Source organism: Parafrankia discariae, assembly GCF_000373365.1.
GTDB classification, from domain to species: Bacteria; Actinomycetota; Actinomycetes; order Frankiales; family Frankiaceae; genus Parafrankia; species Parafrankia discariae.
The window spans coordinates 1-22,129 of the sequence record NZ_KB891216.1 but is presented as its reverse complement, the minus strand read 5'-3'; the positions used below and the strand labels follow the sequence as shown (position 1 = coordinate 22,129).

Below are 22,129 nucleotides of genomic sequence, written 5' to 3'. Positions count from 1 at the left end.
CTTGTCACGATGCGCACACAGATTCGAGATTGAGACACTCCGTTCAGTAACCGGCGACGCTGCGGAGCGGGTCTCCGTCCGGACGTCGTCGCACCCGGCGCGGACGGCGACCGGCACGGCGGGGAGTGGCACGGCGGGGAGTGGCGCGGTGGGGGCGGTGGGGGAGTGGGAGGAGCGGGTCCGGGCACGCCTCGGCCCGGGCGTCTGCGTGGGCGCCCGGGCCGAGGATGTGCCTGTGTGTCTGCTGTGCTGGTGCGGGCCGGTGGGCGGTGCCGCCGACCGGTGCCACCGGCCGGTCGGTCAGACCCAGCCGGGCATCGGGTAGGCCGACATGAGGTCCCTGACCTCGCCCGAGATCCGCTCGATGGTCGCCTCGTCCGCGTCACCGGCGGCCTTGACGGCCTCGTCGATCCAGGCGGCGAGGGCGGGCATCTGCTCCGGGCGCAGCCCGCGGGTCGTGATCGCGGCGGTTCCCAGGCGCACCCCGGACGGGTCGAACGGCTTGCGCGGGTCGAAGGGAACCGTGTTGTAGTTCAGCTCGATACCGGCCCGGTCGAGCGCCTTCGCGGCCGGCTTTCCGGCGACTCCGCGGCTCGTCAGGTCAATGAGAATGAGATGGTTGTCGGTGCCGCCGGTGATGAGGTCGAAGCCGCGCCCGGAAAGCGCCTCGGCGAGCGCCTTCGCATTCGCGACGACCCGGTGCGCGTACTCCCGGAAATCCGGTGTCGCGGCCTCCCGAAGAGCGACCGCGACGGCGGCGGTGGTGTGGTTGTGCGGGCCGCCCTGGAGGCCGGGGAAAACAGCCTTGTCCAGCGCCGCGGCGTGCGTGCCGTCCGACATGATCATGGCGCCGCGCGGGCCGCGCAGCGTCTTGTGCGTGGTGGTCGTGATGACGGGAGCGTGCCCGACCGGCGACGGGTGGGCGCCACCGGCGATCAGCCCGGCGATGTGGGAGATGTCCGCGACGAGCACGGCGTCGATCTCGCGGGCGATCGCCGCGAACCCGGGGAAGTCGATGGTGCGGGGGATCGCCGTCCCACCGCAGAAGATCACCTTCGGTCGGTGTTCGAGGGCGAGGTCGCGGACCTCGTCCAGGTCGACCCGCCCGGTGTCCTGGCGGACCCCGTAGCGGACCCCGCGGAACCAGCGGCCGGTCGCCGACACCGTCCAGCCGTGGGTAAGGTGGCCGCCCGAGGGCAGGCCCATGCCCATCACCGGGTCGCCGGGCTGCAGGAAGGCCAGGTAGACCGCGAGGTTGGCGGGGGACCCGGAGTACGGCTGGACGTTCGCGTGCTCGACGCCGAACAGCGACTTCGCCCGGTCGATCGCCAGCGTCTCGATCGGGTCGATGACCTGCTGACCCTCGTAGTAGCGCTTGCCGGGGTAGCCCTCGGAGTACTTGTTCGTCAGCACCGAGCCGGACGCCTCCAGCACCGCGGTGGAGACGTAGTTCTCGGACGCGATCAGGCGGATCTTCTCGTACTGGCGCCGGGCCTCGGCCTCGACGAGGCCGCCGATCTCGGGGTCGGCGGCGGACAGGTTGGTCATCGCGGGCTCGTGCATGTGGACCTCCACGCGGACAGACGTCTACTCGGAGGCACCCAGGCGCACGGCGCCGCCAGCAGCTTCGTCGCTTCCCGGTGGTTGCTTCCACCCGAGCGCGCCAGTCACGACCCTTCGCCCGACATCGTAGTGGCTCGGTCCCGCTGGACACCGTCAGGTGATCAGGGGTGGACGCGTCGGTCGGAACGGTGCCGACACCACCCGCGGCAATGGTGACGTTCGTCACGTCCAGTCGTTCGAATTCGTCACGGATGGCAGTCGGAAGGGCGGTTGAAGTCACCGAGATCGCTCCGTCGCGGTCGCGGAGGGCGCCCGAAAGCCTGCCATCCAAAAGAAAACTCTTGATTCGGACATACAAGACAGTTGGGATGTGAGATGTCCGGGCGAAGGCTATCGCCCCTGATCAGGTGTTGACGCCGGCCCGGCCAATCGGGCATTGTCCACCTATGCGGTCGAGATTCCTTCCCGTGGCGTGTCGCTACGTGGACTACCGGCGGACGTCCAGCGCGCTCTGTCGCTGACATTCTCCCCTCCGTACCGACCACTTCGGCGGAAAGGCTCCAGCCGGAGATACCGACCGCAGTCTGACCGTGCCAGGTGACCGTGACCGCCCCGGCCGACTTTCCGGTGCCCCGCGCCACCGACCACGTGTCCCACTCTCGTTCTCCACTTCCGTCCTCCTGTCCATGTCTACCGAAGACATGTCCCGGGCGGAGCCCTGAGTTCACCACGTCGGCGACCGCTGATCGCGGCCTGCCCACGTGTCACGACGGGCCACGCCCGTCATTCCGCCTGCCCACGTTTTCCGTGAAAGGACGACCGTCCCCCGTGAACGCACCTCTCCGAGCCGATTCGATGCTGATGGGCCGCCGTGGCTTCCTGGGTCTCGGCGCACTCGCTGGCTCCTCCCTGCTGCTCGCCGCCTGCGGCGGCGGTGACAGTGGTTCGGTCTCGTCCGCCGGCAAGGAGGGCGGGACGTTGCGCTGGGGCTGGTCGGAGGTCACCTCCTGGGACCCGGTGACCTCGTCCGCGGGCTGGGACGTGCACGCGCTCTCGCTGGCCTACGCCGCCCTCACCAAGCTGGACGAGAAGGGCAACCCGGTACCGGCGCTGGCCGAGTCGTGGAAGTACAACGAGGACGGCACCCAGGTCACCTTCAACCTGCGGGCCGGCCTGACCTTCAGTGACGGCACGCCGCTCAACGCCACCGCGGTCAGCAAGAGCCTCGCCCGGGGCCGGGACTTCGCCGGGTCGCTCGTCGCCGCGCAGCTGGCCAACGTGAAGACGTTGGCCGCGGACGACGACGCCCGGACCGTCACCATCGGACTGGCCTCCGTCGACTACCAGATCCCGAGCCTGCTCGCCGGCAAGACCGGCATGATCGTCAGCCCGACCGCCTTCGAGAAGGACGCCAAGGGGCTGGCCCTCAAGCCGGTCGGGGCCGGGCCGTTCCGGCTCACGGAGTACGTGCCGAACCAGTCGGCGAAGCTCGTCCGGTTCCCCGAGTACTGGGACAAGGCGAACATCCACCTCGACGCCTTCGAGCTGTACCCGGCGCCGGAGGCGGCGACGGCGGTCCCGGCGCTGCAGTCCGGGCGGCTCGACGTCGCCCAGATCCCGGGCAGCCAGGTCGAGGCGGCGAAGGCCGCCGGCCTCGAGGTGCAGGTCATCCCCTCGCTGGTGACGACGGTTCTCGACGTGAACATCACGATGAAGCCGTTCGACAACCCGAAGGTCGTCGAGGCGTTCAAGCACGCCCTCGACCGCAAGGCGCTCGCCGACACCCAGACCTTCGGGCTCGGTGTGGTCAACTACCAGCCGTTCCCGCCGGGCTACGTCGGCCACGAGCCGAGCCTGGACAACGCCTTCCCGTACGACCCGGAGAAGGCGAAGAAGCTGCTCGCCGAGGCCGGTCACCCGGACGGCGTCGAGGTGCCGCTGACCACCACGGGCGCCAGCTCCGCGCTCGCCGAGCAGGTGCAGGCCCAGCTCGCCAAGGTCGGCGTGAAGATCACCATCGAGACGATCCCGGCGGCGCAGGCCACCCAGATCATGTACATCCAGCACTCGCGGGCGTTCGCCACGGACGGCTTCGCCGGTCGTGACTCGGCCGTCCAGGCGTTCCAGGTGCTGTTCGGCGACCAGGGTCTGATGAACCCCGGCCGGCAGACGCCCCCGGAACTGACCGCGGCGCTGCAGAAGGTGCGGGAGACCCCGCTGGACGACCCGTCGTACCCGACGGTGCTGCGGGCCGCCACGAAGATCGCGGTCGAGAAGATGCCGAACATCTTCCTCTTCACCACGCCGCGCGTTCTCGCCCGCAAGAAGAACGTCTCGGAGCTGGGCAGCTACCTGGCGGTGCAGCGTTTCGAGGGCGTTCGGGTCGGGTAATGCCAGCCACCGACGGTGAGGGCTCCAGATGACGACACTCGAGATCAGCCCGGCGGTCGAGCCGGCCGGCGCGGCGGCTGACCCGCCGGCCGGCCGGCGGGCCGGTTGGGGCAGGGCGCTCGCCCGGCCGCTGCGCAGCGCGCTGTCGGTCGGCATCCCGGTGGTGCTGCTCTCCACCTTCATCACCTACGCGATGGGGGCCCTCAGCGACACCAATCCGGCGGCCCAGGTGCTCGGCGAGACCGCGACCCCGGCGGACATCGACCGGATGAACCACTACTTCGGGCTCGACCGGCCGTTCCTCGTCCAGTACGTCAGCTGGCTCGGCCACGCCCTCACCGGCGACCTCGGGCGGTCCTACTTCACCACGCTCCCGGTCACCGACAGCATCAGCCAGGCGCTGCCGGTGAACGTGTCGATCGCCCTCCTCTCCGTGCTGCTCGCCGTCCTGATCGGCGGCGCGCTCGGCATCGGGGCGGCGCTGTCCTCCGGCGGCTGGTTCGACCGGGCGGTCACCATGCTGTGCTCGGCGGTGGCCACCGTGCCGCCGTTCGTCATCGGCATCGGGCTGATCGTGCTGTTCGCGGTGACGGTCCCGATCCTGCCCTCCGGTGGCTACGTGCCGTTCACCGAGGATCCGGGCCAGTGGTTGCGGTTCGCCATCCTGCCGGGGTTCGCGCTCTCGGTGGAGGCCGCCGCGGGCCTGGCCCGCCAGCTGCGCACCTCCCTCGTCGGGGAGCTGCGGGCGAACTACGTCATCGGGGCGGACGTCCGCGGCCTGACGAGACGGCGGGTCGTCTTCGGGCACGCCCTGCGCAACGCCGCCGGACCGGCCCTGACCCTGCTGGGCTACTACATCCCCCAGGTCATCGGGGCCATGGTCGTCGCCGAGGCCGTCTTCAACCTGCCGGGCCTGGGCAAGCTCGGGCTGGAGGCGGCGAGCCGGGGCGACATCCCGGTGATCCAGGGCGTGCTGATCACCATGATCGGGCTCGTCGTGGTCTGCAACCTCCTGGTGAACGCCGCGCTGCTGCGCCTGACACCGCACGCGAAGAGGCAGGAACAATGACGCGCAAGGCAGCGACGCGCAAGGCGGCGGGCCCGTTGCGGCGGGCCGTGCGGCTGCGGTCCACGAAGATCGCGCTGGCGATCCTCGGGGTGGTCGTCGTACTCGGGTTCGCCGGCGGGGCGCTGGCCCCGTCCGACCCGCTCGCCCAGGACACCTCCAACCTGCTGGCCGGCCCGAGCGGGGCGCACTGGCTCGGCACCGACTACCTCGGCCGGGACGTGCTCAGCCGGCTGATGGACGCCACCGGCCGGTCGGTCGTCGGCGCCGCGGAGGCGGTCGCGGTGGCGTTCCTGCTCGGCGTGCCGACGGGACTGGGCTCGGTCGTCTTCGGCCGGGTCTTCGAATGGGTGGCGCAGCGCCTGGTGGACGCGGTGATGACCCTGCCCTACATCATCTTCGCGATCGCCGTGACCGGGATCATCGGCAACGGCCGCGACCAGGCGATGCTCGCCATCGGGGTGCTGCTGGCACCGCTGTTCTTCCGGGTCACCCGGGCGGCGGCGCTCGGCTTCACCCGGGCCCAGTACGTCGAGGTCGCCGAGCTGCTCGGCGCGTCCCGCGGCTGGATCATCCGGACCCACATCTGGTCGAAGGTCCTCCCGACGGTCGCCGTCACCACCGCGCAGCTGTCCGCGGCCGCGCTGCTGGCCGTGTCCTCGCTGTCGTTCCTCGGGATCGGGGTGAAGCCGCCGGCCCCGACCTGGGGCGGGATGCTCTCCAGCGACCTGGGGTTCCTGGCCCAGCAGCCGTGGGCGCCGGCGCTCCCGGCGCTGGCCATCATGCTGACCGCCGGTTCGCTGAACGCCATCGCCGACGCGATCCGGGACACCACGGGCATCGCGGTGGATCCGATCGGCCGCCGCGCGCCCCGGCCGGAGGCCGTGCCGGCCGGCACGGGAGCCACGGCCGTCCCGGGTGCGCCGGGCGCGGCCATCCCCGAGCAGGAGGAGAGGGTCCATGCCTGAGTCGGGAAGCGGCCGGGGGGACCAGCTGCTGACGGTCGACGGCGTCCGGGTCTCCATCGGCGGCGGGCGGACCGAGGCCGTCCACGGCGTGTCGTTCGAGGTGCGGCGCGGCGAGGCCGTCGGGATCGTCGGGGAGTCCGGCAGCGGCAAGACACTGGTCTGCCGGTCGGTACTCGGGGTGCTCGCGCCCGGCTGCTCGGTGACCGGCGGCACGATCGACTTCGCCGGCACGTCGCTGGTCGGGCTGCCCCGGCGGGCCTGGGAGCAGCTGCGCGGCACCCGGATCTCCGCGGTGTTCCAGGACCCGGCCTCCTACCTCAACCCGTCGCAGACGGTCGGCCACCAGCTCGCCGAGCAGCTGCGGGTGAAGGTCGGCAAGCCGCGCCGGGAGGCCCGCACCGCCGCGGTGGCGCTGTTCGACGCGATGGGCCTGCACGAGCCCGAGCGGGTCTACCACCAGTACCCGCACGAACTGTCCGGCGGCATGCTGCAGCGGGTCGTGCTGGCGATCGCGGTCTCCGGCGAGCCGGAGCTCCTCGTCGCCGACGAGGCGACGACCGCCCTCGACGTCACCATCCAGGCCGAGGTGCTGGAACTGCTGGCCCGGCTGCGTGACGAGCGCGGGCTGGCCGTCCTGGCCGTCTCGCACGACCTCGCCGTCATCGCCGAACTCTGCGACCGGGTGCTGGTGTTCTACGCCGGCGAGCTCGTCGAGACCGGCCCGACCGCCGAGGTGCTCGACAGCCCGCGCCACCCGTACACCGAGGCGCTTCTGCGGGTCGCCTCGGTCGGTGACTGGGACCGGCGCACCCTCGACGTCATCGACGGCGAGCCGCCGCCGGTCGGCGCCGAGATCCGCGGCTGCCGGTTCGCGGACCGGTGCGCCTTCGCCGCCCCGGAGTGCGGCTCCGGCCCGGTGCCGCTGACCGAGCAGGCGCCCGGGCGGGCCGTCCGGTGCGTCCGGGCCGGCGAGATCGCGCTGAGCGGAGCAGGAGCTACCGGAGCAGGAGCCGCCGTATGACCAACACCGATCTCGCCGACACCGAACTGGCTGACGGCGGTCGTGCCGCCACCGGCCGCGCGGACGCCGATCGCGTGGCCGCCGATCGCGTGGCCGCCGGCCGCCCCGGTGACGGCGCCGCGGGCACCGGCCGCGCCGCCACCGGCCCCGCCGACGCCGACACCGACACCGGGGCGGCGCCGCAGGCGGAGCTGCTGCGGGTCGAGGACCTCGGGCTGTCCTTCCCCCGGCCGGGCGGCGGCCGTCGGGTCCGCGTGCTGGACGACGTGGACCTGAGCGTGCGCGCCGGGGAGATCGTCGGTGTCATCGGCGAGACCGGCTCCGGCAAGACGACCCTGGCCCGGGCGATCGCCGGGCTGGGCTCCCCGGACGCCGGCCGGGTTCTCCTCGACGGACAGGACATCTCCCGGCTACGCGGCCGGGCCCGGCGGGAGTTCCGGCGCGGCGGCGCGCTCCAGTTCGTCTTCCAGGACCCGCTGCGCGCCCTCGACCCGGACCTCACCGTCGGGGCGAGCATCGCGGAGGGACTGGTGGTCACCGGTACCGGGACCAGGGCGTCCCGGACCGAGCAGGTGAGTGACGCGCTGCGCCAGGTCGGCCTCGACCCGGCCGTCGCCGACCGGCTCCCGGCGCAGATCTCCGGCGGCCAGCGCCAGCGCGCCTCGATCGCACGCGCGATCATCGGACGTCCCCGGCTGCTGCTGTGCGACGAGCCGGTCAGCGCGCTGGACGCCTCCAACCGCAACCACATCCTGCGGCTGCTCGACGGGCTGCGCCGCCAGCTCGAGGTCGGCATCGTCCTGATCTCGCACGATCTCAGCTCGCTCGCCGGCATCGCCGACCGGGTGGTCGTGCTCTACCGCGGCAGGGTGGTCGAGGACGGCCCGATCGCGGACGTGTTCAGCCGGCCGCGGCACCCGTACACCGCGCTGCTGATCGCCTCCGCGCCCAGCATCCGCCGCCAGGAACGGATCGACCCGGCGTCGCTGCGGCCGACCGGCGACCGCGACGGCACCGGCGCCGCGCGGCGGTCGGCGGGCGGCTGCGTGTTCGCCCACCGGTGCCGCTTCGCCACCGAGGCCTGCGCCGAGACCCCGCCGCGGCAGGCCGTCCCCGGCCGGGCGGCCGGCGACTGGACCGCGGCCTGCCACCACGTCGAGACCTGGCGGGACCAGGTCACCGGCTCCACCGCCATCCCGAAGGAGTCACCAGCGTGAGCATCGAGTTCATCGGCATCGCCAGCACCTCCGCCGGCAGCGAGTCGCAGGCGTGGTCCGGTCCCGCCGTCGACCCGGACTACCTGGAGCGCCTGGTGCGCACGCACGAGGACGCCGGGTTCGACCGGGTGCTCGTCGCGCACACATCGGCCATGCCCGACGGCTTCGTCGTCACCGACCAGATCCTGTCCCGGACGACGACGCTGAAGGTGCTGCTGGCACACCGGCCCGGCTTCACCGCGCCGACGATCGCGGCCCGCCAGTTCGCGACGCTGGACGCCTTCCACCCGGGCCGGGTGGCGCTGCACGTCATCACCGGCGGCGACGACGCCGACCAGGCCCGCGACGGGGACCTCACCGACAAGGTGACCCGCTACCGGCGCACCGACGAGTTCCTGGACGTGCTGCGCCGCGAGTGGGAGTCGGCCGAGCCGTTCGACTACGACGGTGAGTTCTACACGGTCCGCGGCGCCCGCTCGTCGGTCCGGCCCGACGGCCGCATCCCGATCTACTTCGGTGGCGCGTCCGCCGACGCCGTCCGGGTCGGTGGCAGGCACGCCGACGTGTACGCCTTCTGGGGCGAGCCGATCGCCGGGATCGTCGAGCGGATCCGCGAGGTGCGGGCCGCCGCCGCGCCGTACGGCCGCGATCCCCGGTTCAGTGTCAGCCTGCGCCCCATCGCCGCGGACACCGAACAGGCCGCCTGGCAGCGCGCCGCGGACATCCTGGAGGTCACCCAGCAGCAGATCGGCGAGCTGAAGAAGGTGTTCAACCTCGACGGGGCAGCCCAGGTCGGCAGCCAGCGGCTGCTGCGCTACGCCGACCAGGCGGAGGTGCACGACAAGCGGCTGTGGACCGCGCTCGCGAAGGCCACCGGCGCCGTCGGCAACTCCACCGCGCTGGTCGGCAGCTACGAGCAGGTCGCCGAGTCACTCGTCGACTACGTCAACGTCGGGGTGTCCACCCTGCTCATCCGCGGCTTCGCGCCGCTGGAGGACGCCCGGGACTACGGCACCCTGATCCGCCTCGTCCACGAGCAGACCGCCGACCGCGAGACCGTCGGCGCCCCCGCCTGACGACGGGCCCGGACCGCGCCGTGACCGACCCGTGGATCGCGCCGTGACCGACCCGTGGGCCGTGCCGTGACCGACCCGCGGCCGACGACGTCGCACTGGGGTGCCTACGGTGTCCGGGTCGGCCCGGACGGCGCGGTCACCGTCATCCCGCATCCCGACGACCCCGCGCCGTCACCGCTGCTCGGCAACGTGCCCGGCGGGCTGCGCCATCCGACCCGGGTGGCGCGGCCCGCGGTCCGCCGCGGCTGGCTGGAACACGGCCCGGGACCGGCCGGCACGCGCGGGCGGGAGGAGTTCGTCGAACTCGACTGGGACGAGGCGCTCGACCTGGTCGCCGCCGAGCTGGACCGGGTCCGCCGCGAGCACGGCAACCAGGCGATCTTCGGCGGCTCCTACGGCTGGGCGAGCGCCGGCCGTTTCCACCACGCGCAGAGCCAGCTGCACCGGTTCCTGAACACCATCGGCGGCTTCACCTCGTCTCGGAACTCCTACAGTCTGGGCACGTCGCTGGTGCTGCTGCCGCACCTCGTCGGCAGCGCGGACGAGGTGCTGCGGTCCGCCTCGACCTGGCCGACCATCGTCGAGAACACCGAGCTGATCGTCGCCTTCGGCGGCATCCCGGCGAAGAACGTCTTCGTGACCCCCGGCGGGGTCACCCGGCACGGCACGCCCGGCCACCTCGACGCGCTCGCGGCCCGCGGCGTCGAGGTGGCGCTGGTCAGCCCGCTGCGGGACGACCTGCCGGCCGGCGTCGACACCCGCTGGTACCCGGTCGTGCCGGCCACCGACACCGCGCTCATGCTCGGGCTCGCCCACACCCTCGTCGCCGAGGGCCGCCACGACCGGGCGTTCCTCGACCGCTACACGGTCGGCTACGGCGAGGTCGAGAACTACCTGCTCGGCCGCGCCGACGGGATCGTCCGCGACGCCGCCTGGGCGGCGTCGATCTGCGGCATCCCGGCCGCCGACATCGTCGGGCTCGCCCGCCGGATGGCGACCCGCCGCACCCTGGTCACCGTCACCTGGTCGCTGCAGCGCGTCGAGCACGGCGAGCAGCCGGTCTGGGCGGCGCTCACGCTGGCCGCCCTGCTCGGCCAGATCGGCCTGCCCGGCGGCGGCTTCGGGCACGGCTACGGCTCGATGGGCGACGTCGGCGACCCCGGCCCGACCGGGCGTATCCCCTATCTGCCGCAGGGCCGCAACCCGGTCAGCACCTTCATCCCGGTCGCCCGTATCGCCGACATGCTGCTGCGTCCCGGCGCGCGGTACGACTACGACGGAGAGCGGTACACCTACCCCGACATCCGCCTCGTCCACTGGGCGGGAGGCAACCCCTTCCACCACCACCAGGACCTGTTCCGGCTGCGCCGCGCCTTCGCCCGACCGGACACGATCATCGTGCACGAGCCGCACTGGACGTCCACCGCCCGGCACGCCGACATCGTGCTGCCGGTCACCACCACCCTGGAACGCGAGGACATCGGCGGCGGCCGGCGTGACACCCATCTGCACGCCATGCACCGGGCGGTGGCACCGGTCGGCGCGGCCCGCGACGACTACGACATCCTCGCCGGGCTGGCCGACCGCCTCGGTGTCGCCGACGCCTTCACCGCCGGCCGGGACGCCCGCGGCTGGCTCGAGCACCTCTACACGGCCTGGCGGACGGACCTGGTCGCGCGCGGGACGGACGTGCCCGCCTTCGCGGAGTTCTGGGCCGCCGGCGAGTACCGGCTGCCCGGCGGGTCCGACCGGCACACCCTGTTCGCGCGCTTCCGCGCCGACCCGGACGCGCATCCGCTGGCCACCCCCAGCGGCCGGATCGAGCTCTTCTCCGCGACCGTGGCGTCCTTCGGCTACCCGGACTGCCCCGGCCACGCGGTCTGGCTGGAACCGACCGAGTGGGCCGGCGCGCCCCGGGCCGCCGCCTACCCGCTGCACCTCATCGCCAACCAGCCGAGCACCCGACTGCACAGCCAGCTCGACGGCGGCGCGGTCAGCCAGGCCGCCAAGATCGCCGGTCGGGAGGCGGTGCGCCTGCACCCCGCCGACGCCGCCACCCGCGGCATCAGCGCCGGTGACGTCGTCCGGGTGTTCAACGACCGCGGCGGCTGCCTCGCCGGCGCCGTGCTGACCGACGACGTGCGCCCCGGGGTCGTCCAGCTGCCCACCGGAGCCTGGTTCGACCCACTCGACGCGGACCCGGTGACCCTCGACGCGGACCCGGTGGCCTTCGGTGTGGATCCGGCGGACGGGCCCGCGGCGGGAGTGGGCCTGTGCGTGCACGGGAACCCGAACGTGCTCACCGCCGACGTGCCGACCTCCCGGCTGTCGCAGGGCTGCGTCGGCCAGCACGCCCTCGTCGAGGTCGAACGCTGGACGGGCGAGCCACCGCGGCTCACCGTCGACGCGCCCCCCCGGCTGGTCTCCCGACCGGGCCGGGGCGGCACCGCCTGACCGTCTGACGGGCTGTCTGGTGGGCTAGTCGAGCAGGTCGGGCTGTTCCTCGACGATGATCTCGTAGAGGGCCTCGAAGGCCCAGCGGGCACCCTCGTCACCCCGCGCCTGACCGGCGGTGGCGCTGGCGATCTCGTGGCCCAGGATCCGCAGCGTCCCCGCCGCCGCCGCGACGAGCTGGGTTCGCGCCGCCCGCTCCGCGGCGATGTACCAGTACGCCGCCGCCTCGACGCTGGTGCCGACGGTGAGCAGACCGTGGTTGCGCAGGATCGCCAGCTTGCGCGAGCCGAGCGCGGCGGCGATCTTGCGGCCCTCCTCCTCGTCCAGCACGACCCCGTTGTACTCATCGAAGATCACGTGATCCTCGTAGAACGCGAGGGCGTCCTGGGAGATCGGATGCAGCGGCTCGCCGATCGCGGCGAGCGCCCGGCCGTAGAGCGCGTGGGTGTGCGCGGCGCCGACGACGTCCGGCCGGGCGGCGTGGATCTGCGAATGGATGGCGAACGCCGCCCGGTTCAGCGGCGGCTGCCCCTCGACGATCTCCCCGCTGCCGTTGACCAGCAGCAGGTTGGAGACCTTGATCCGGCTGAAGTCGAGGCCGAGCCGGTTCACCCAGAAATGGTCGGTCAGCTCGGGGTCACGGGCGCTGATGTGGCCGGCCAGTCCCTCGGCGATGCCGAACTTGGCGAACAGCCGGTAGGAGGCGGCGAGCTTGCGCTTGCGGTGCAGCCGCTCCTCCTCGACCGTCCGGACGGGCAGCGGCCGAGGCCACTGCCCGCCCTCGGCCGGCGCGACCAGCCCGGCCCACGGGCCCGTCCGCTCACCGTCGGACGTTCCCGGGGCCACGTCCGGCGTCGGCGCCGGCGGAATCGCCGGTGCCGGGGTGTCATGGGTGGCCGGGGTGTCATGGGTGGAAAGTGTCATGTCTGGGGTTGTCCTTCCTCATCGGGCCTCAGCCTCGTCAGGCCTCAGCGCGGACCGGCGGTGGGCAGGCCGAGCGCCGTCCGGCCGACCGTCGCGTAGACGACGTCGTCCTGCGGGGTGTGAACGCGGCTGCACAGCACGTCGCGCAGGTGGCGTTCCAGCGGATTGGCCCTGGTCAGCCCCGGGTTGCCGATCAGCGCGACGGCGTCCGTGACGGCCTTGACCGCGGCGGCCGTCACCGCTGTCTTCACCCCGTTGACCTGCGCCGCGACGTCCGGGTCGGCCGCGTCGGAGCGCTGCGCGAACGCCCGGACGAGGCCGCGGGCGTTCGTCAGCGCCACCTCGATCTCACCGACGGCGCTCTGGAACCGGGGCAGGCTCGACAGCGGCGCGCCCAGGTTCGTCGGGGTGCGTTCGTGCAGGTAGCCGACCAGCCAGTCGCGCGCGGCCTCGGCCACCCCCAGATAGATCGAGGCGATCGCCAGCGCGTTCCAGGCCGCCGCGGCCGGAGCGAGCGAAAGGGGCGCCTCCTCGGCCGGCAGCCCGACGGCCGCGTCGGCACCCACCCGCGCCCGGTCGAACACCACGTCGTGGCTCTCGGTGGCCCGCATGCCCAGGTGGTCCCAGGTCCGCACGATCGTGACGCCGGGCGTGTCGGCCGGGACCAGGAACGAGCCGACCCGGGCCGCTCCCGAGGACGGCGGCCGCGGGTCGGTGGCGGGGTCGGTGGCCGCCCAGACCAGCATCCAGCGCAGCACCGGCGCACCCGTCGAGTAGATCTTGCGACCGGTGATCTCCCAGCCGTCGCCGGTCCAGCGGGCGGTGGTGGCCGGTACCCCGCCGCGGGCGGGCGTGCCGAGGTCCGGCTCCACCCGCAGCGCGTTGATCAGCGCACCGTCGTCCAGGCAGCTGGCCACCACCCCTTCGTAGGTCCCCGCCGGCCAGCCGGGGGGATCGCCGGCATGCGCGTGGAACAGCAGGTTCATCGCCAGGACCAGGGCGGTGGCCGGTTCGCCCCGGGCCACCGCGCCCAGCACCTCGGTCACCGTGGTCAGCCCGGCCCCGGCCCCGCCGTACCGGCTCGGGATGGTCAGCGAGAGCAGCCCGGCGGCGTGCAGCGCCCGGATGTTCGCGATCGGGAAGGTGCCCGTCCGGTCGTGCTCGGCGGCGGTGGCCGCGAACTGGGCGGTGAGCTCGGGCAACAGGTCCAGGCGGGGCTGGGGTCGCGGTTGCGGTTGCGGGCGTGCCGGCCCGGGGTCGGTCGCCGACCGCGCGGTCGGATCGGCCATGCGGAACCTCCCGATGAACAGGCGCCGGGAACTCCCGGCGCGGGCGGTGACACGGGGACACGGGCCGGACCTCACGGGAAGCCTGCCCGGCGGGCACCGCCGCGGCTACCGAGCGTGCCTACCGGGCGTGGCCGCGGCTACTGACCGACGAGGGGCCGGACCGCCGCGAGAACGGCCGCGGCCTCGGTGCGCACCATCCAGTCGGGATGGACGTCGGCGAACCGGACAGTCCGGTCACGGTCGATGACGACGACCGTCGGGTACGGCAGCACCCAGTCCCCGGTGCCGAGAATCGCACCGAGATCCACGCCTCTGCCCCGGGACTCGTCGCGGGCCGCCTCCGCCGGCGCGAACCCGATACCGAACGAGTCGATCAGGATCCGGTCGGGGTCGCTGGCGACCAGGAACTCGAAACCGTGCCGTTCCTTGACCGCCGCCAGCTTCTCGGCGATCTGGGGGCTGACGATGACGAGGTGCGCACCCAGCTCACGCAGGGCCGGCGCGAGGGTGAGCCGGTAGCCGCGCAGAGCCGCGTTGCACGCGGGGCAGCCCTCGAACCGGAAGAAGACGAGCACCACCGGCCCGTCGGCCAGCAGGGCGTCGAGGACGACGGTGCCGCCACCGACCTCGGCCAGAGTGAACGGCGCCACCACGTCGCCTGGTCTGACGAAGCGCCCGCGGTCCGCGTTCTCCTCGAGGGACCGCCGCAGGTCCGCGTGGGCCCGGAGCTGTTCCGGCGCCCATTCCGCGTCCCGGGTGGCCTGCAGCTCGTCCAGGAAACCCTGCACGGTCACCGGCGCCGTTCCGGTCTGGCTCATCTGGGGGCTCTCCTTCTTCAGGGCTTTACGCCGTCGCCGGTACGGGTTGCCGGGATTCGGTTCGCCCGGCGGCCGCCGCGGCGAGGTCGCGTCGGCGCACCTCGTCCCGGACCAGCGGAATGAGCTGCCGGCCGTAGTCCACCGCGTCGTCATAGGGGTCGTAGCCGCGGATGAGCAGCGTGCTGACGCCGATGTCGACGTAGTCCAGCAGGGCCCGCGCCACCGTTTCGGGCGTGCCGACCAGAGCCGTCGAGTTGCCGCCGGCTCCCGTCGCGGCCGCCAGCGCCGTCCACAGGGCACGGTCGTGCCGCTCGCCGCGGGACGCCGCCGCCAGCTGCCGGGTGGAACCCACCGACGCCTGGCCACCCAGTGGCCGCCAGCCGCGCAGGGGCGCGCCGTCGGTGATCCGCTGCCTGGTCGTCGCGAGGATGCGCTCGGCCCGCTCCCACGCCAGCTCCTCGGTGGGCCCGAGGATGGGCCGGAAGGAGACGCTGATCCGCGGCGGCGTGGCCCGCCCGGCCGCGGTGGCCGCCGCGTTGACCTGCGCGATCTCCTCCGCGATCTCCTCCAGCGGCTGGGCGAACAGCGCGTGGACGTCCGCCTCCGCACCGCCGACCCGGTAGGCCTCCGGGGACGACCCGCCGAAGTACAGCGGGATGTGCGGCTGCTGCACGGGGCGGACGTGACTCAGGTGGTCCTCGAAGCGGTAGAACCTGCCCTCGAAGGAGAACGGCTCGGTCGAGGTCCACGCCGCCTTCAGGATCCGCAGGTACTCGCCGCTGCGCGCGTAACGGTCCTCCTTGAGGAGGTAGTCGCCGTCCCGTCGCTGCTCCCCGTCGCTGCCCCCCGTGATGGTGTGCAGCGCTATCCGGCCGCCGGTGAACTGGTCCAGCGTGGCGAAGGTGCGGGCCGCCACGGTGGGAGACACGAAACCGGGCCGGTGGGCGACCAGGAAGCCCAACCGCTCGGTGTGCGCCGCGGCGTAGGCGGCGACATGTGTTCCGTCCGGCGAGCCCGAAGAGTAGCCGATCAGCACCCGGTCGAAGTCCGCGTCCTCGTGGGCTCGAGCGAACCGGCGGACATACCGGTGATCGATCAGCGGCCCACCTCCGTCCCGGATCTCCGACTGCTCCGTGGTGCTGATCAGACCGATGAACTCGACCGGCATGTCATCTCCCTCAGTACTTCTGGCCGGCCGGGACCGGATTTCCGGCCGGCCGGGACCGGGTTGGCGGATTGACGGGCCGACGACCGTGGGCCGGTCTCCTGCCGCACCGGCGGCGCGCCCCGGCCGGAGTGGCGGGTCCACGGCCACTCCGGCGGCGCCTCACGGCCCACCGCGCCGCCCGTCAACGGGGAAATGTGGGCCGAGCCGTCAGGCACCTCAGCCGGTCGAAGGGCAGGAGAGGACGCGAAAAGCCGCTGTGGGGCGGGGAATTCGGCAAAGACAAAAAATGATTTCCCGCGTCGAACGGGGTGGGTCGGCCAGCGGGATGTCAGGTTCCGCGACAGCGGCCGGACCGCACCCGCGCGAAGTCCACGCACCGACGGCGGGTCAGCGCGGGGCGGACGTACATGCAGCAACAGTGCGGCAGACCTCGACACTTGTCAAGTTTTCCGGTGTAGATAGCGGTGAAAGGGTGGACCGCCCGAACGGCCGCGCGATCGATTCGGGAGCGCCGTCGTCTCGGCGGCCTAGGTGTGTGATGTAGATCACTTTAAATCCGCACTTGACCGATCGACAAACTTTGGTCATGTTGGGTCCGTGTTGAGGACTGCGTACCTGGTCACGCGACAGCACATCGACCTGCTGCGAGTGACCTCCGCGAGCTGTCCGGACCACCGCAGCGGGCGCTGACGCCCAGCGTCCGGGCCTGAACGGCCCGACAGGCGACGGTCGTGGTGGCCACGCTGACCTGGCGCGGTCACCGGGCCGCGGCGCCCTCGCGCGCCGACCCCAAGGGGCCACCCGGCGCCCATGATCTGATCACGTCTGGCGCGCCTGGCGTAGCTGGTCCGCGGAACGGCTGATTCGCGGCGCGCCCGGTAGGGCGTCGGTCGTCGCGTCCCGAACGGTCACCTGCGCCCGGCGTGCGCACCCCGCTCCACCAACCGCGGTGCCGCCCACCACCGGATCCGGTCGAGCCGATGGTGCCCCGTCCACCGCCGACGAGAGCTGACGGACGGGCCGTCCGCACAGAAACGTCCGTACTGAAACGTTCACCGCCCCCGGTGTTCCGGCCGGCGGCGGTCCCCGAACTCCGCCGCGTGGGCGGAGCGGCCGGGGCACCGGACAGATGACAGGGAGCACGAGTGGATCTCCGACTTTCCGACCGACGGGCGATCGTCACCGGCGGCAGCCGTGGTATCGGGCGGGCGATCGCCCTGGCGCTGCTCGCCGAGGGTGTGCAGGTCGTCATCGCCGCGCGTGACGCCGACGTGCTGAAAGCGGCCGCGGCCGACCTGACGGCCGCGACCGGCGGGACGGTGCTGCCGGTGGTCGCCGACACCGGCAGCGACACGTCCGTCCAGGAGCTGGTCGAGACCACCGTCAGCGAGCTCGGCGGCGTCGACATTCTGGTCAACAACGCGGCCAGACCCGGTGGCGCCGGCGGGCCCGGCGGCGCGCGGGCGCTGTCCACCGCGGACGTCGCCGCCGACTTCAACGTCAAGGTGCTCGGCTACCTGCGCACCGCCCAGGCTGTCGCCCCGCACTTCATCGCCCAGGACTGGGGACGGATCATCAACATCGGCGGGCTGGCGGCCCGTCAGGTCGGCCTCGCCTCCGGCTCCATCCGCAACGTCGGGGTCGCCGCCCTCACCAAGACCCTCGCCGACGAGCTCGGGGCACACGGCGTCACGGTGAACGTGGTGCATCCCGGACTGACCCTCACCGGTGACCACGGCGGAACAGTCGTTCTCGCCGACGAGTACATCCAGGCCGCCGCCGCCCGCATCTCGATCGGGCGAGCCATCACCGCCGACGAGGTGGCCTCGGTCGTGGCCTTCCTCGCCTCCCCGCTCGCGGTCGCGATCACCGGCGAGTCGATCGCCGCCGGCGGCGGCACCCAGGGCCCCATCCACTACTGACATCCACCGCTGACCGGCAGCACCCGACCCGGCAGCACCGATCGAAGGGACACCCAGTGACCACTGTCGTCGAACCGCCCGTCCGCTCGTCGTTGGCCATCCAACCGCTGCAACCGACCATCGGAGCGGAGATCAGCGGCGTCGACCTCCGGGAGCCGCTCACGCCCGAGGTCCGTGACGAGATCAGGGTGACCCTGCTGAAGTACAAGGTCGTCTTCTTCCGGGACCAGGAGCTGACCCAGGAGCAGCACGAAGCCTTCGCCCGGCAGTTCGGCCCCCTTTACACCCATCCGGGTGCCTCGAGGCCCGACTCCGGCCCCACCCCGGCGATTCACCGGATCGCCAGCGAGGACTTCAAGAAGTACGAGAAGGCACACATCCCGCAGGCCGGCGACGACACGTGGGACCCGTACCACACCGACACGAGCTGGCGGCTCGTCCCGACCTGGGGAGCGGTGCTGCGGGCGGTGCACCTGCCCGAGGTCGGCGGCGACACCATCTGGGTCGACGCCGCGCTCGCCTACCAGGGCCTGTCCGACGAGGTGAAGGCCCGGCTCGAGGGCCAGCACGTCGCCCATGACTACCGTGCCGCGCTGCACCAGTCCGGACACGACTATCCGGTGGTCGCCCATCCGGTCGTCCGCGTGCACCGGGAGACCGGGGAGAAGATCCTCTGGGTGAACTTCACCCAGCGGCCGACGATCCTCGGGCTCGACCGGGCCGAGAGCAAGGAACTTCTGACGGCGGTCATCGACCAGTACCGCAAGCCGGCGAACCAGGTGCGATTCTCGTGGCGACCGGGCTCGGTCGCGTTCTGGGACAACCGCGCCACCGTCCACTACGCGGTACGCAACTACGGAACGTTCCCGCGCCTGTTGGAGCGCATCCTCATCGCCGACGAAACGCTCCACGCCGACCTGTAGGAGAGGCTCTGCCACACCAGCTCCCCGTGGTGCCGTCGAGGCGGAACCCCGCCGACGCCCCACTTCGGACGCGGCGGGTCGGGGGCAACCCTCGACCCGCCCCGCGGACTGAACCGCCATGCGTGGCGGCCAACCAGCCACGGAAATGAAAGACTCGGGACATGACGGCGCATCGGCGGACGACATACCCGTGGACGACATACCCGTAGACGTCGCACGGATAACGGATGCGGGGTCACGGCGCTGGTGGACGCTGGCAGCCCTGTGTCTCGGACTTGTCGTCGTCGAGGTCGACGCGAGTATTCTCAATGTCGCGATCCCATCCATCGCGGCTGATCTCGACGCCGATCCAGCCGAGCTGGTCTGGATCGTCGACTCCTTCGTTCTCTCCTTCGCGAGCTTCATGCTCGTCGCGGGGCGGCTGGGTGACCGCTTCGGACACAGGAAGGTACTCGAGGCGGGTCTCCTGCTGTTCTCCCTGACCTCGTTCGCCGCCGCCTCCGCGGACTCGTTCACGGAAGTAGTAGTGTGCCGCGCGACCCTGGGCATCAGCGCCGCGGCTGTTCTCCCGACCTCCAGGGCACTGGTCATGGCGGTATTTCCCGTCGCCGAGCATTCCAGGGCGCTGGGATACTGGACCGCCGCGATCGGACTGAGCCTACCGCTGGGACCACTGCTGGGCGGGTGGCTCCTCGCGGATTTCTGGTGGGGATCCGTCTTCCTGGTGGGTGGAGCCGCCTCGCTGCTGGCCGGCCTGCTCAACGCGGTGGCTCCCGGGCCCCGGAGGCCCGGCGGTGACAGGGGTGGATGGGATCCCATCGGTATAGTCCTGTCGACCTTCGGAACCGCGACACTGATATTCGGCCTCATCGAGGGCCCGCGCCTCGGATGGCTCTCGGGCACCATAATCGCCTGTTACGGTTCCGCCGTGGGGGCACTGGCCGCTTTCCTCGTCTGGGAACATCGCGCGACCCACCCGTTGGTCGACCCGGGACTGCTGCGCGTGCGCTCGTTCACCGTGGGCTCGATGGTCACCGCGTCCTCGTTGTTCGTGTTCAACGGGCTGCTCTTCGTCCTCACGCAGTACCTGCAGATACTTGAGGGCTACAGCCCGCTGCAGGCTGGACTCCGGGTAATCCCACTGGGAGCGGGATTCACACTGGGCAGCGTGTCATCGCGTCGCGCGGCCCTGTTGATCGGCCAACGTGACACGCTGATCATCGGATTTTCGGTGGTGGGGTCGGCCCTCCTGGTAATCCTGCTCGGTACCTGGACCTCGGGTTATCTCGTCACGGGCGTCGGCGTTCTGCTCGTCGGCTGGGGAACCGGGTTCACGATGGCCTGCGCGGTCCATATGACGCTCAGCGAGGTTCCGGGATCGAGGGCGGGCGCCGCCGGAGCTTTCAGTAACTCGGTCAGACAGTTAGGGGCGGCACTCGGAGTCGCCGTCCTCGGTGCCGCGCTCGGGACGTCCGCGAAAATCGGTGGCACGGGCAGTCCGCCCGGCTCCCGCCCGGCTATCGATATCCCGGCAGATGCGGTGTCGGAGGTCGTGACCGCCTATCCGGGGACTGGCGCGGAGAACGGATTCAGGCTGGCGTTCACTGTAGCGGCGGTCGTGAGCGGAGTGTGTATTACTCTTGTCTTCACGACTCTCCGGAACTCGCGATCAATCCGCCGGGAATAGTGCGGGTGCTGGTTGCGTCCACGGGAGATTCCTGGCCGCGGGTACGCGCACGACCGGTACGGTTCACCCACTCGCGGAACTCGGGGCTACGCGGTGTCGACCCCGCACCGAGCCCGGCGAGCGGCTCCCGGACGGCCCGAGCGGGGCACACGAGCCGCCGAGTCCCAGGCCCCGTGAGGATGATCGTCTCGGGTCGACAGGCGGGCGGGAGCGGACCGGAGGGTCTGACGTCGCCACTTGATCGCCCGGTGGTCGGGCGTAGCGTCAGTCGCCGTCGTGACCGTGTAGAGTCATCTCCGGTGCGGGCGAGCAGCCCAGAACCATCACCTGTCCGGGTGGCGGAATGGTAGACGCGCTAGCTTGAGGTGCTAGTGCCCTTTACGGGGCGTGGGGGTTCAAGTCCCCCCTCGGACACTCTCTTTCGTACATGATCGTCGACGGCTTGGCCTCGGCGATCACTCTGTTACCTCCTGGCTCGTAGGTAAGTTCCAGTCCGAGTTGAGTGTAGATCTCAGCCTTGTCGGCTGGGTCGACGTCGGCAAGGACGGCCACGATGTCGCCGGCAGCGGCGACCATGTCGCTGATCTCCTGCTCGGTCATGCGTCTGCGGCCGATAGCAGTGCGTAGGCGGGCTTGGGCTGCGGCGCGTTCGGTGTTGGCCTTGGCGGTCCAGCGGGCGACGAGGGTGGGGTCGGTGCCGGCTTCGAGGGCGAGCCGGTAGCGCTCAAGTTTGGCGTCGCAGTCGGTGATGGTCCGCCGGGCCTGGACGCGATCGGCGTCCTGACCGATGTCGGCGTCGTCGTCTTGGGCGGCGGTAAGGGCGGCGATGGTGGTGGGGAGTTGGGGTGGGGTGAAGGCGCGGGCAAGCCAGCGGTCGAGGTGGGGGACGATGAGTTCCTCGCGGACGTAGACGCTGCGGGGATGTTCAACGTGGTTGGCCAGTGCGTACTGGTCGGGGTAGACGCAGCGGTAGTGGGCCTTGCCGTTGTTCCAGCTGCCCTGCATCCGCCGCTGGCAGATTCCGCAGCGCATCCGGCCGCGCAGCTGGTAGGGATGTCGAGTGCGTTTGGGTTCGCGAGGGCCGCTGGGGTCGAGCTTCTTGGCAGCGAGGCGGGCCTGGACCTGGGCGAAGGTCTCATCGTCGATGAGCGGCTGGTGGACGACGGCCGTCGAGTAGATCCAAACGTCCGGGGCGTTCCACCGCATCCGGGTCTCATAGCCGAGGGCGACGTCCTCGACGTCGAGGAGGACTTCGTCTTTGCGCTGGCGGTTCCAGACCTGCCGGCCGGTGTACCGAGGGTTGGTCAGGATGACACGCAGCGCGGCTTTGGACCATGCGATACCGGTGCGATGGGGGTTACGAACCGGATCGTGGGCTGACGGGCTAGTGCCGCATCAGGCAACGTTCGCCTTGGCGACGATGGTGCGGAGTTTCTTGTCCGCGGCGTGGCGGTTCCGCCAGCCGAGGTAGCGGCGGATCATCGATGCCTGGGCCCGGTGGTTGCGGTGGTCGGTGCCGTCGAGCGCGAAGTAGCGCAGGGCGGTGAACTGGGCCTCGATCCGGTTCAGCCATGAACTGTTGGTCGGGGTGTAGGCGATCTCGACGTTGTTCGCCGCCGCCCACACCCCGACCCGCCCATCG

General features: G+C 71.8%; 16 protein-coding genes, 1 tRNA gene, 1 pseudogene and 1 riboswitch. Of the genes and pseudogenes, 11 read left to right on the top strand and 7 right to left on the bottom strand.

Translation table 11 applies throughout. The features are described from left to right. Positions 1-300: 300 nt before the first annotated feature. Positions 301-1,563 carry a serine hydroxymethyltransferase gene (locus B056_RS0115980; protein ID WP_026239764.1) on the bottom strand — a complete coding sequence of 421 codons (1,263 nt, stop codon included), beginning with the start codon at positions 1,561-1,563 and terminating at the stop codon, positions 301-303. A 29-nt stretch (positions 1,564-1,592) separates the two neighbouring features. Continuing rightward, positions 1,593-1,681: riboswitch (ZMP/ZTP riboswitch) on the bottom strand. Between the two features lie 737 nt (positions 1,682-2,418). On the opposite strand from B056_RS0115980, the gene B056_RS0115975 reads away from it, so the two are divergent. The 7 genes from B056_RS0115975 (at position 2,419) to B056_RS0115945 (ending at position 11,756) form a co-directional block, all read left to right on the top strand. Next, entirely contained in the window at positions 2,419-3,954 is a 1,536-nt protein-coding gene (locus B056_RS0115975) for an ABC transporter substrate-binding protein (RefSeq protein ID WP_018502868.1), read from the top strand. 28 nt (positions 3,955-3,982) lie between these two features. Then, complete coding sequence (locus tag B056_RS0115970; protein ID WP_018502867.1) at positions 3,983-5,023, top strand: ABC transporter permease; 1,041 nt, start codon at positions 3,983-3,985, stop codon at positions 5,021-5,023. Then, complete coding sequence (locus B056_RS0115965) at positions 5,020-5,988, top strand: ABC transporter permease (protein ID WP_020572524.1); 969 nt, start codon at positions 5,020-5,022, stop codon at positions 5,986-5,988. Before B056_RS0115970 ends, B056_RS0115965 begins: the two co-directional genes overlap by 4 nt. Continuing rightward, complete coding sequence (locus tag B056_RS0115960; RefSeq protein WP_018502865.1) at positions 5,981-7,009, top strand: ABC transporter ATP-binding protein; 1,029 nt, start codon at positions 5,981-5,983, stop codon at positions 7,007-7,009. The genes B056_RS0115965 and B056_RS0115960 overlap by 8 nt, the downstream gene beginning before the upstream one ends. Next, a complete protein-coding gene (locus B056_RS0115955) occupies positions 7,006-8,226 on the top strand; it encodes an ABC transporter ATP-binding protein (protein ID WP_018502864.1) in 1,221 nt (406 codons plus the stop codon). Before B056_RS0115960 ends, B056_RS0115955 begins: the two co-directional genes overlap by 4 nt. Continuing rightward, a complete protein-coding gene (locus B056_RS0115950) occupies positions 8,223-9,302 on the top strand; it encodes an LLM class flavin-dependent oxidoreductase (RefSeq protein ID WP_018502863.1) in 1,080 nt (359 codons plus the stop codon). The genes B056_RS0115955 and B056_RS0115950 overlap by 4 nt, the downstream gene beginning before the upstream one ends. Positions 9,303-9,368: 66 nt before the next feature. Further along, positions 9,369-11,756: a molybdopterin-dependent oxidoreductase gene (locus B056_RS0115945; RefSeq protein WP_195905915.1), complete on the top strand. Its 2,388-nt coding sequence runs from the start codon at positions 9,369-9,371 to the stop codon at positions 11,754-11,756. Between the two features lie 24 nt (positions 11,757-11,780). On the opposite strand, the gene B056_RS0115940 is transcribed toward B056_RS0115945, so the two are convergent. The 4 genes from B056_RS0115940 to B056_RS0115925 all read right to left on the bottom strand — a co-directional run bounded on the left by B056_RS0115940 (position 11,781) and on the right by B056_RS0115925 (position 15,955). Further along, positions 11,781-12,680: a class II aldolase/adducin family protein gene (locus B056_RS0115940; protein ID WP_018502861.1), complete on the bottom strand. Its 900-nt coding sequence runs from the start codon at positions 12,678-12,680 to the stop codon at positions 11,781-11,783. A gap of 44 nt (positions 12,681-12,724) precedes the next feature. Continuing rightward, positions 12,725-13,969: an acyl-CoA dehydrogenase family protein gene (locus B056_RS0115935; RefSeq protein ID WP_018502860.1), complete on the bottom strand. Its 1,245-nt coding sequence runs from the start codon at positions 13,967-13,969 to the stop codon at positions 12,725-12,727. 137 nt (positions 13,970-14,106) lie between these two features. Then, positions 14,107-14,787, bottom strand: a complete 681-nt coding sequence (locus B056_RS0115930) for a peroxiredoxin-like family protein (RefSeq protein WP_018502859.1) — start codon at positions 14,785-14,787, stop codon at positions 14,107-14,109. A 25-nt stretch (positions 14,788-14,812) separates the two neighbouring features. Further along, a complete protein-coding gene (locus tag B056_RS0115925; protein WP_018502858.1) occupies positions 14,813-15,955 on the bottom strand; it encodes an LLM class flavin-dependent oxidoreductase in 1,143 nt (380 codons plus the stop codon). Positions 15,956-17,100: 1,145 nt separating this feature from the next. On the opposite strand from B056_RS0115925, the gene B056_RS0115920 reads away from it, so the two are divergent. From B056_RS0115920 to B056_RS0115905, 4 genes are all read left to right on the top strand, one after another. Then, positions 17,101-17,877, top strand: coding sequence for an SDR family NAD(P)-dependent oxidoreductase (locus B056_RS0115920; RefSeq protein ID WP_018502857.1), 777 nt, complete (start codon positions 17,101-17,103; stop codon positions 17,875-17,877). A gap of 56 nt (positions 17,878-17,933) precedes the next feature. Then, the gene (locus B056_RS0115915; RefSeq protein ID WP_018502856.1) at positions 17,934-18,800 is read left to right on the top strand and encodes a TauD/TfdA dioxygenase family protein; all 867 of its coding nucleotides are present in this window, start codon (positions 17,934-17,936) and stop codon (positions 18,798-18,800) included. A 190-nt stretch (positions 18,801-18,990) separates the two neighbouring features. Then, positions 18,991-20,487, top strand: coding sequence for an MFS transporter (locus B056_RS0115910; protein ID WP_018502855.1), 1,497 nt, complete (start codon positions 18,991-18,993; stop codon positions 20,485-20,487). A gap of 329 nt (positions 20,488-20,816) precedes the next feature. Continuing rightward, positions 20,817-20,901, top strand: a tRNA-Leu gene (locus B056_RS0115905). Here B056_RS0115905 and B056_RS40695 read toward each other — a convergent pair. Next, positions 20,866-21,828, bottom strand: coding sequence for a recombinase family protein (locus tag B056_RS40695; protein ID WP_268258373.1), 963 nt, complete (start codon positions 21,826-21,828; stop codon positions 20,866-20,868). The genes B056_RS0115905 and B056_RS40695 overlap by 36 nt on opposite strands. Positions 21,829-21,882: 54 nt before the next feature. Then, positions 21,883-22,129, bottom strand: a pseudogene (locus B056_RS0115895) (IS630 family transposase); the annotation flags it as partial.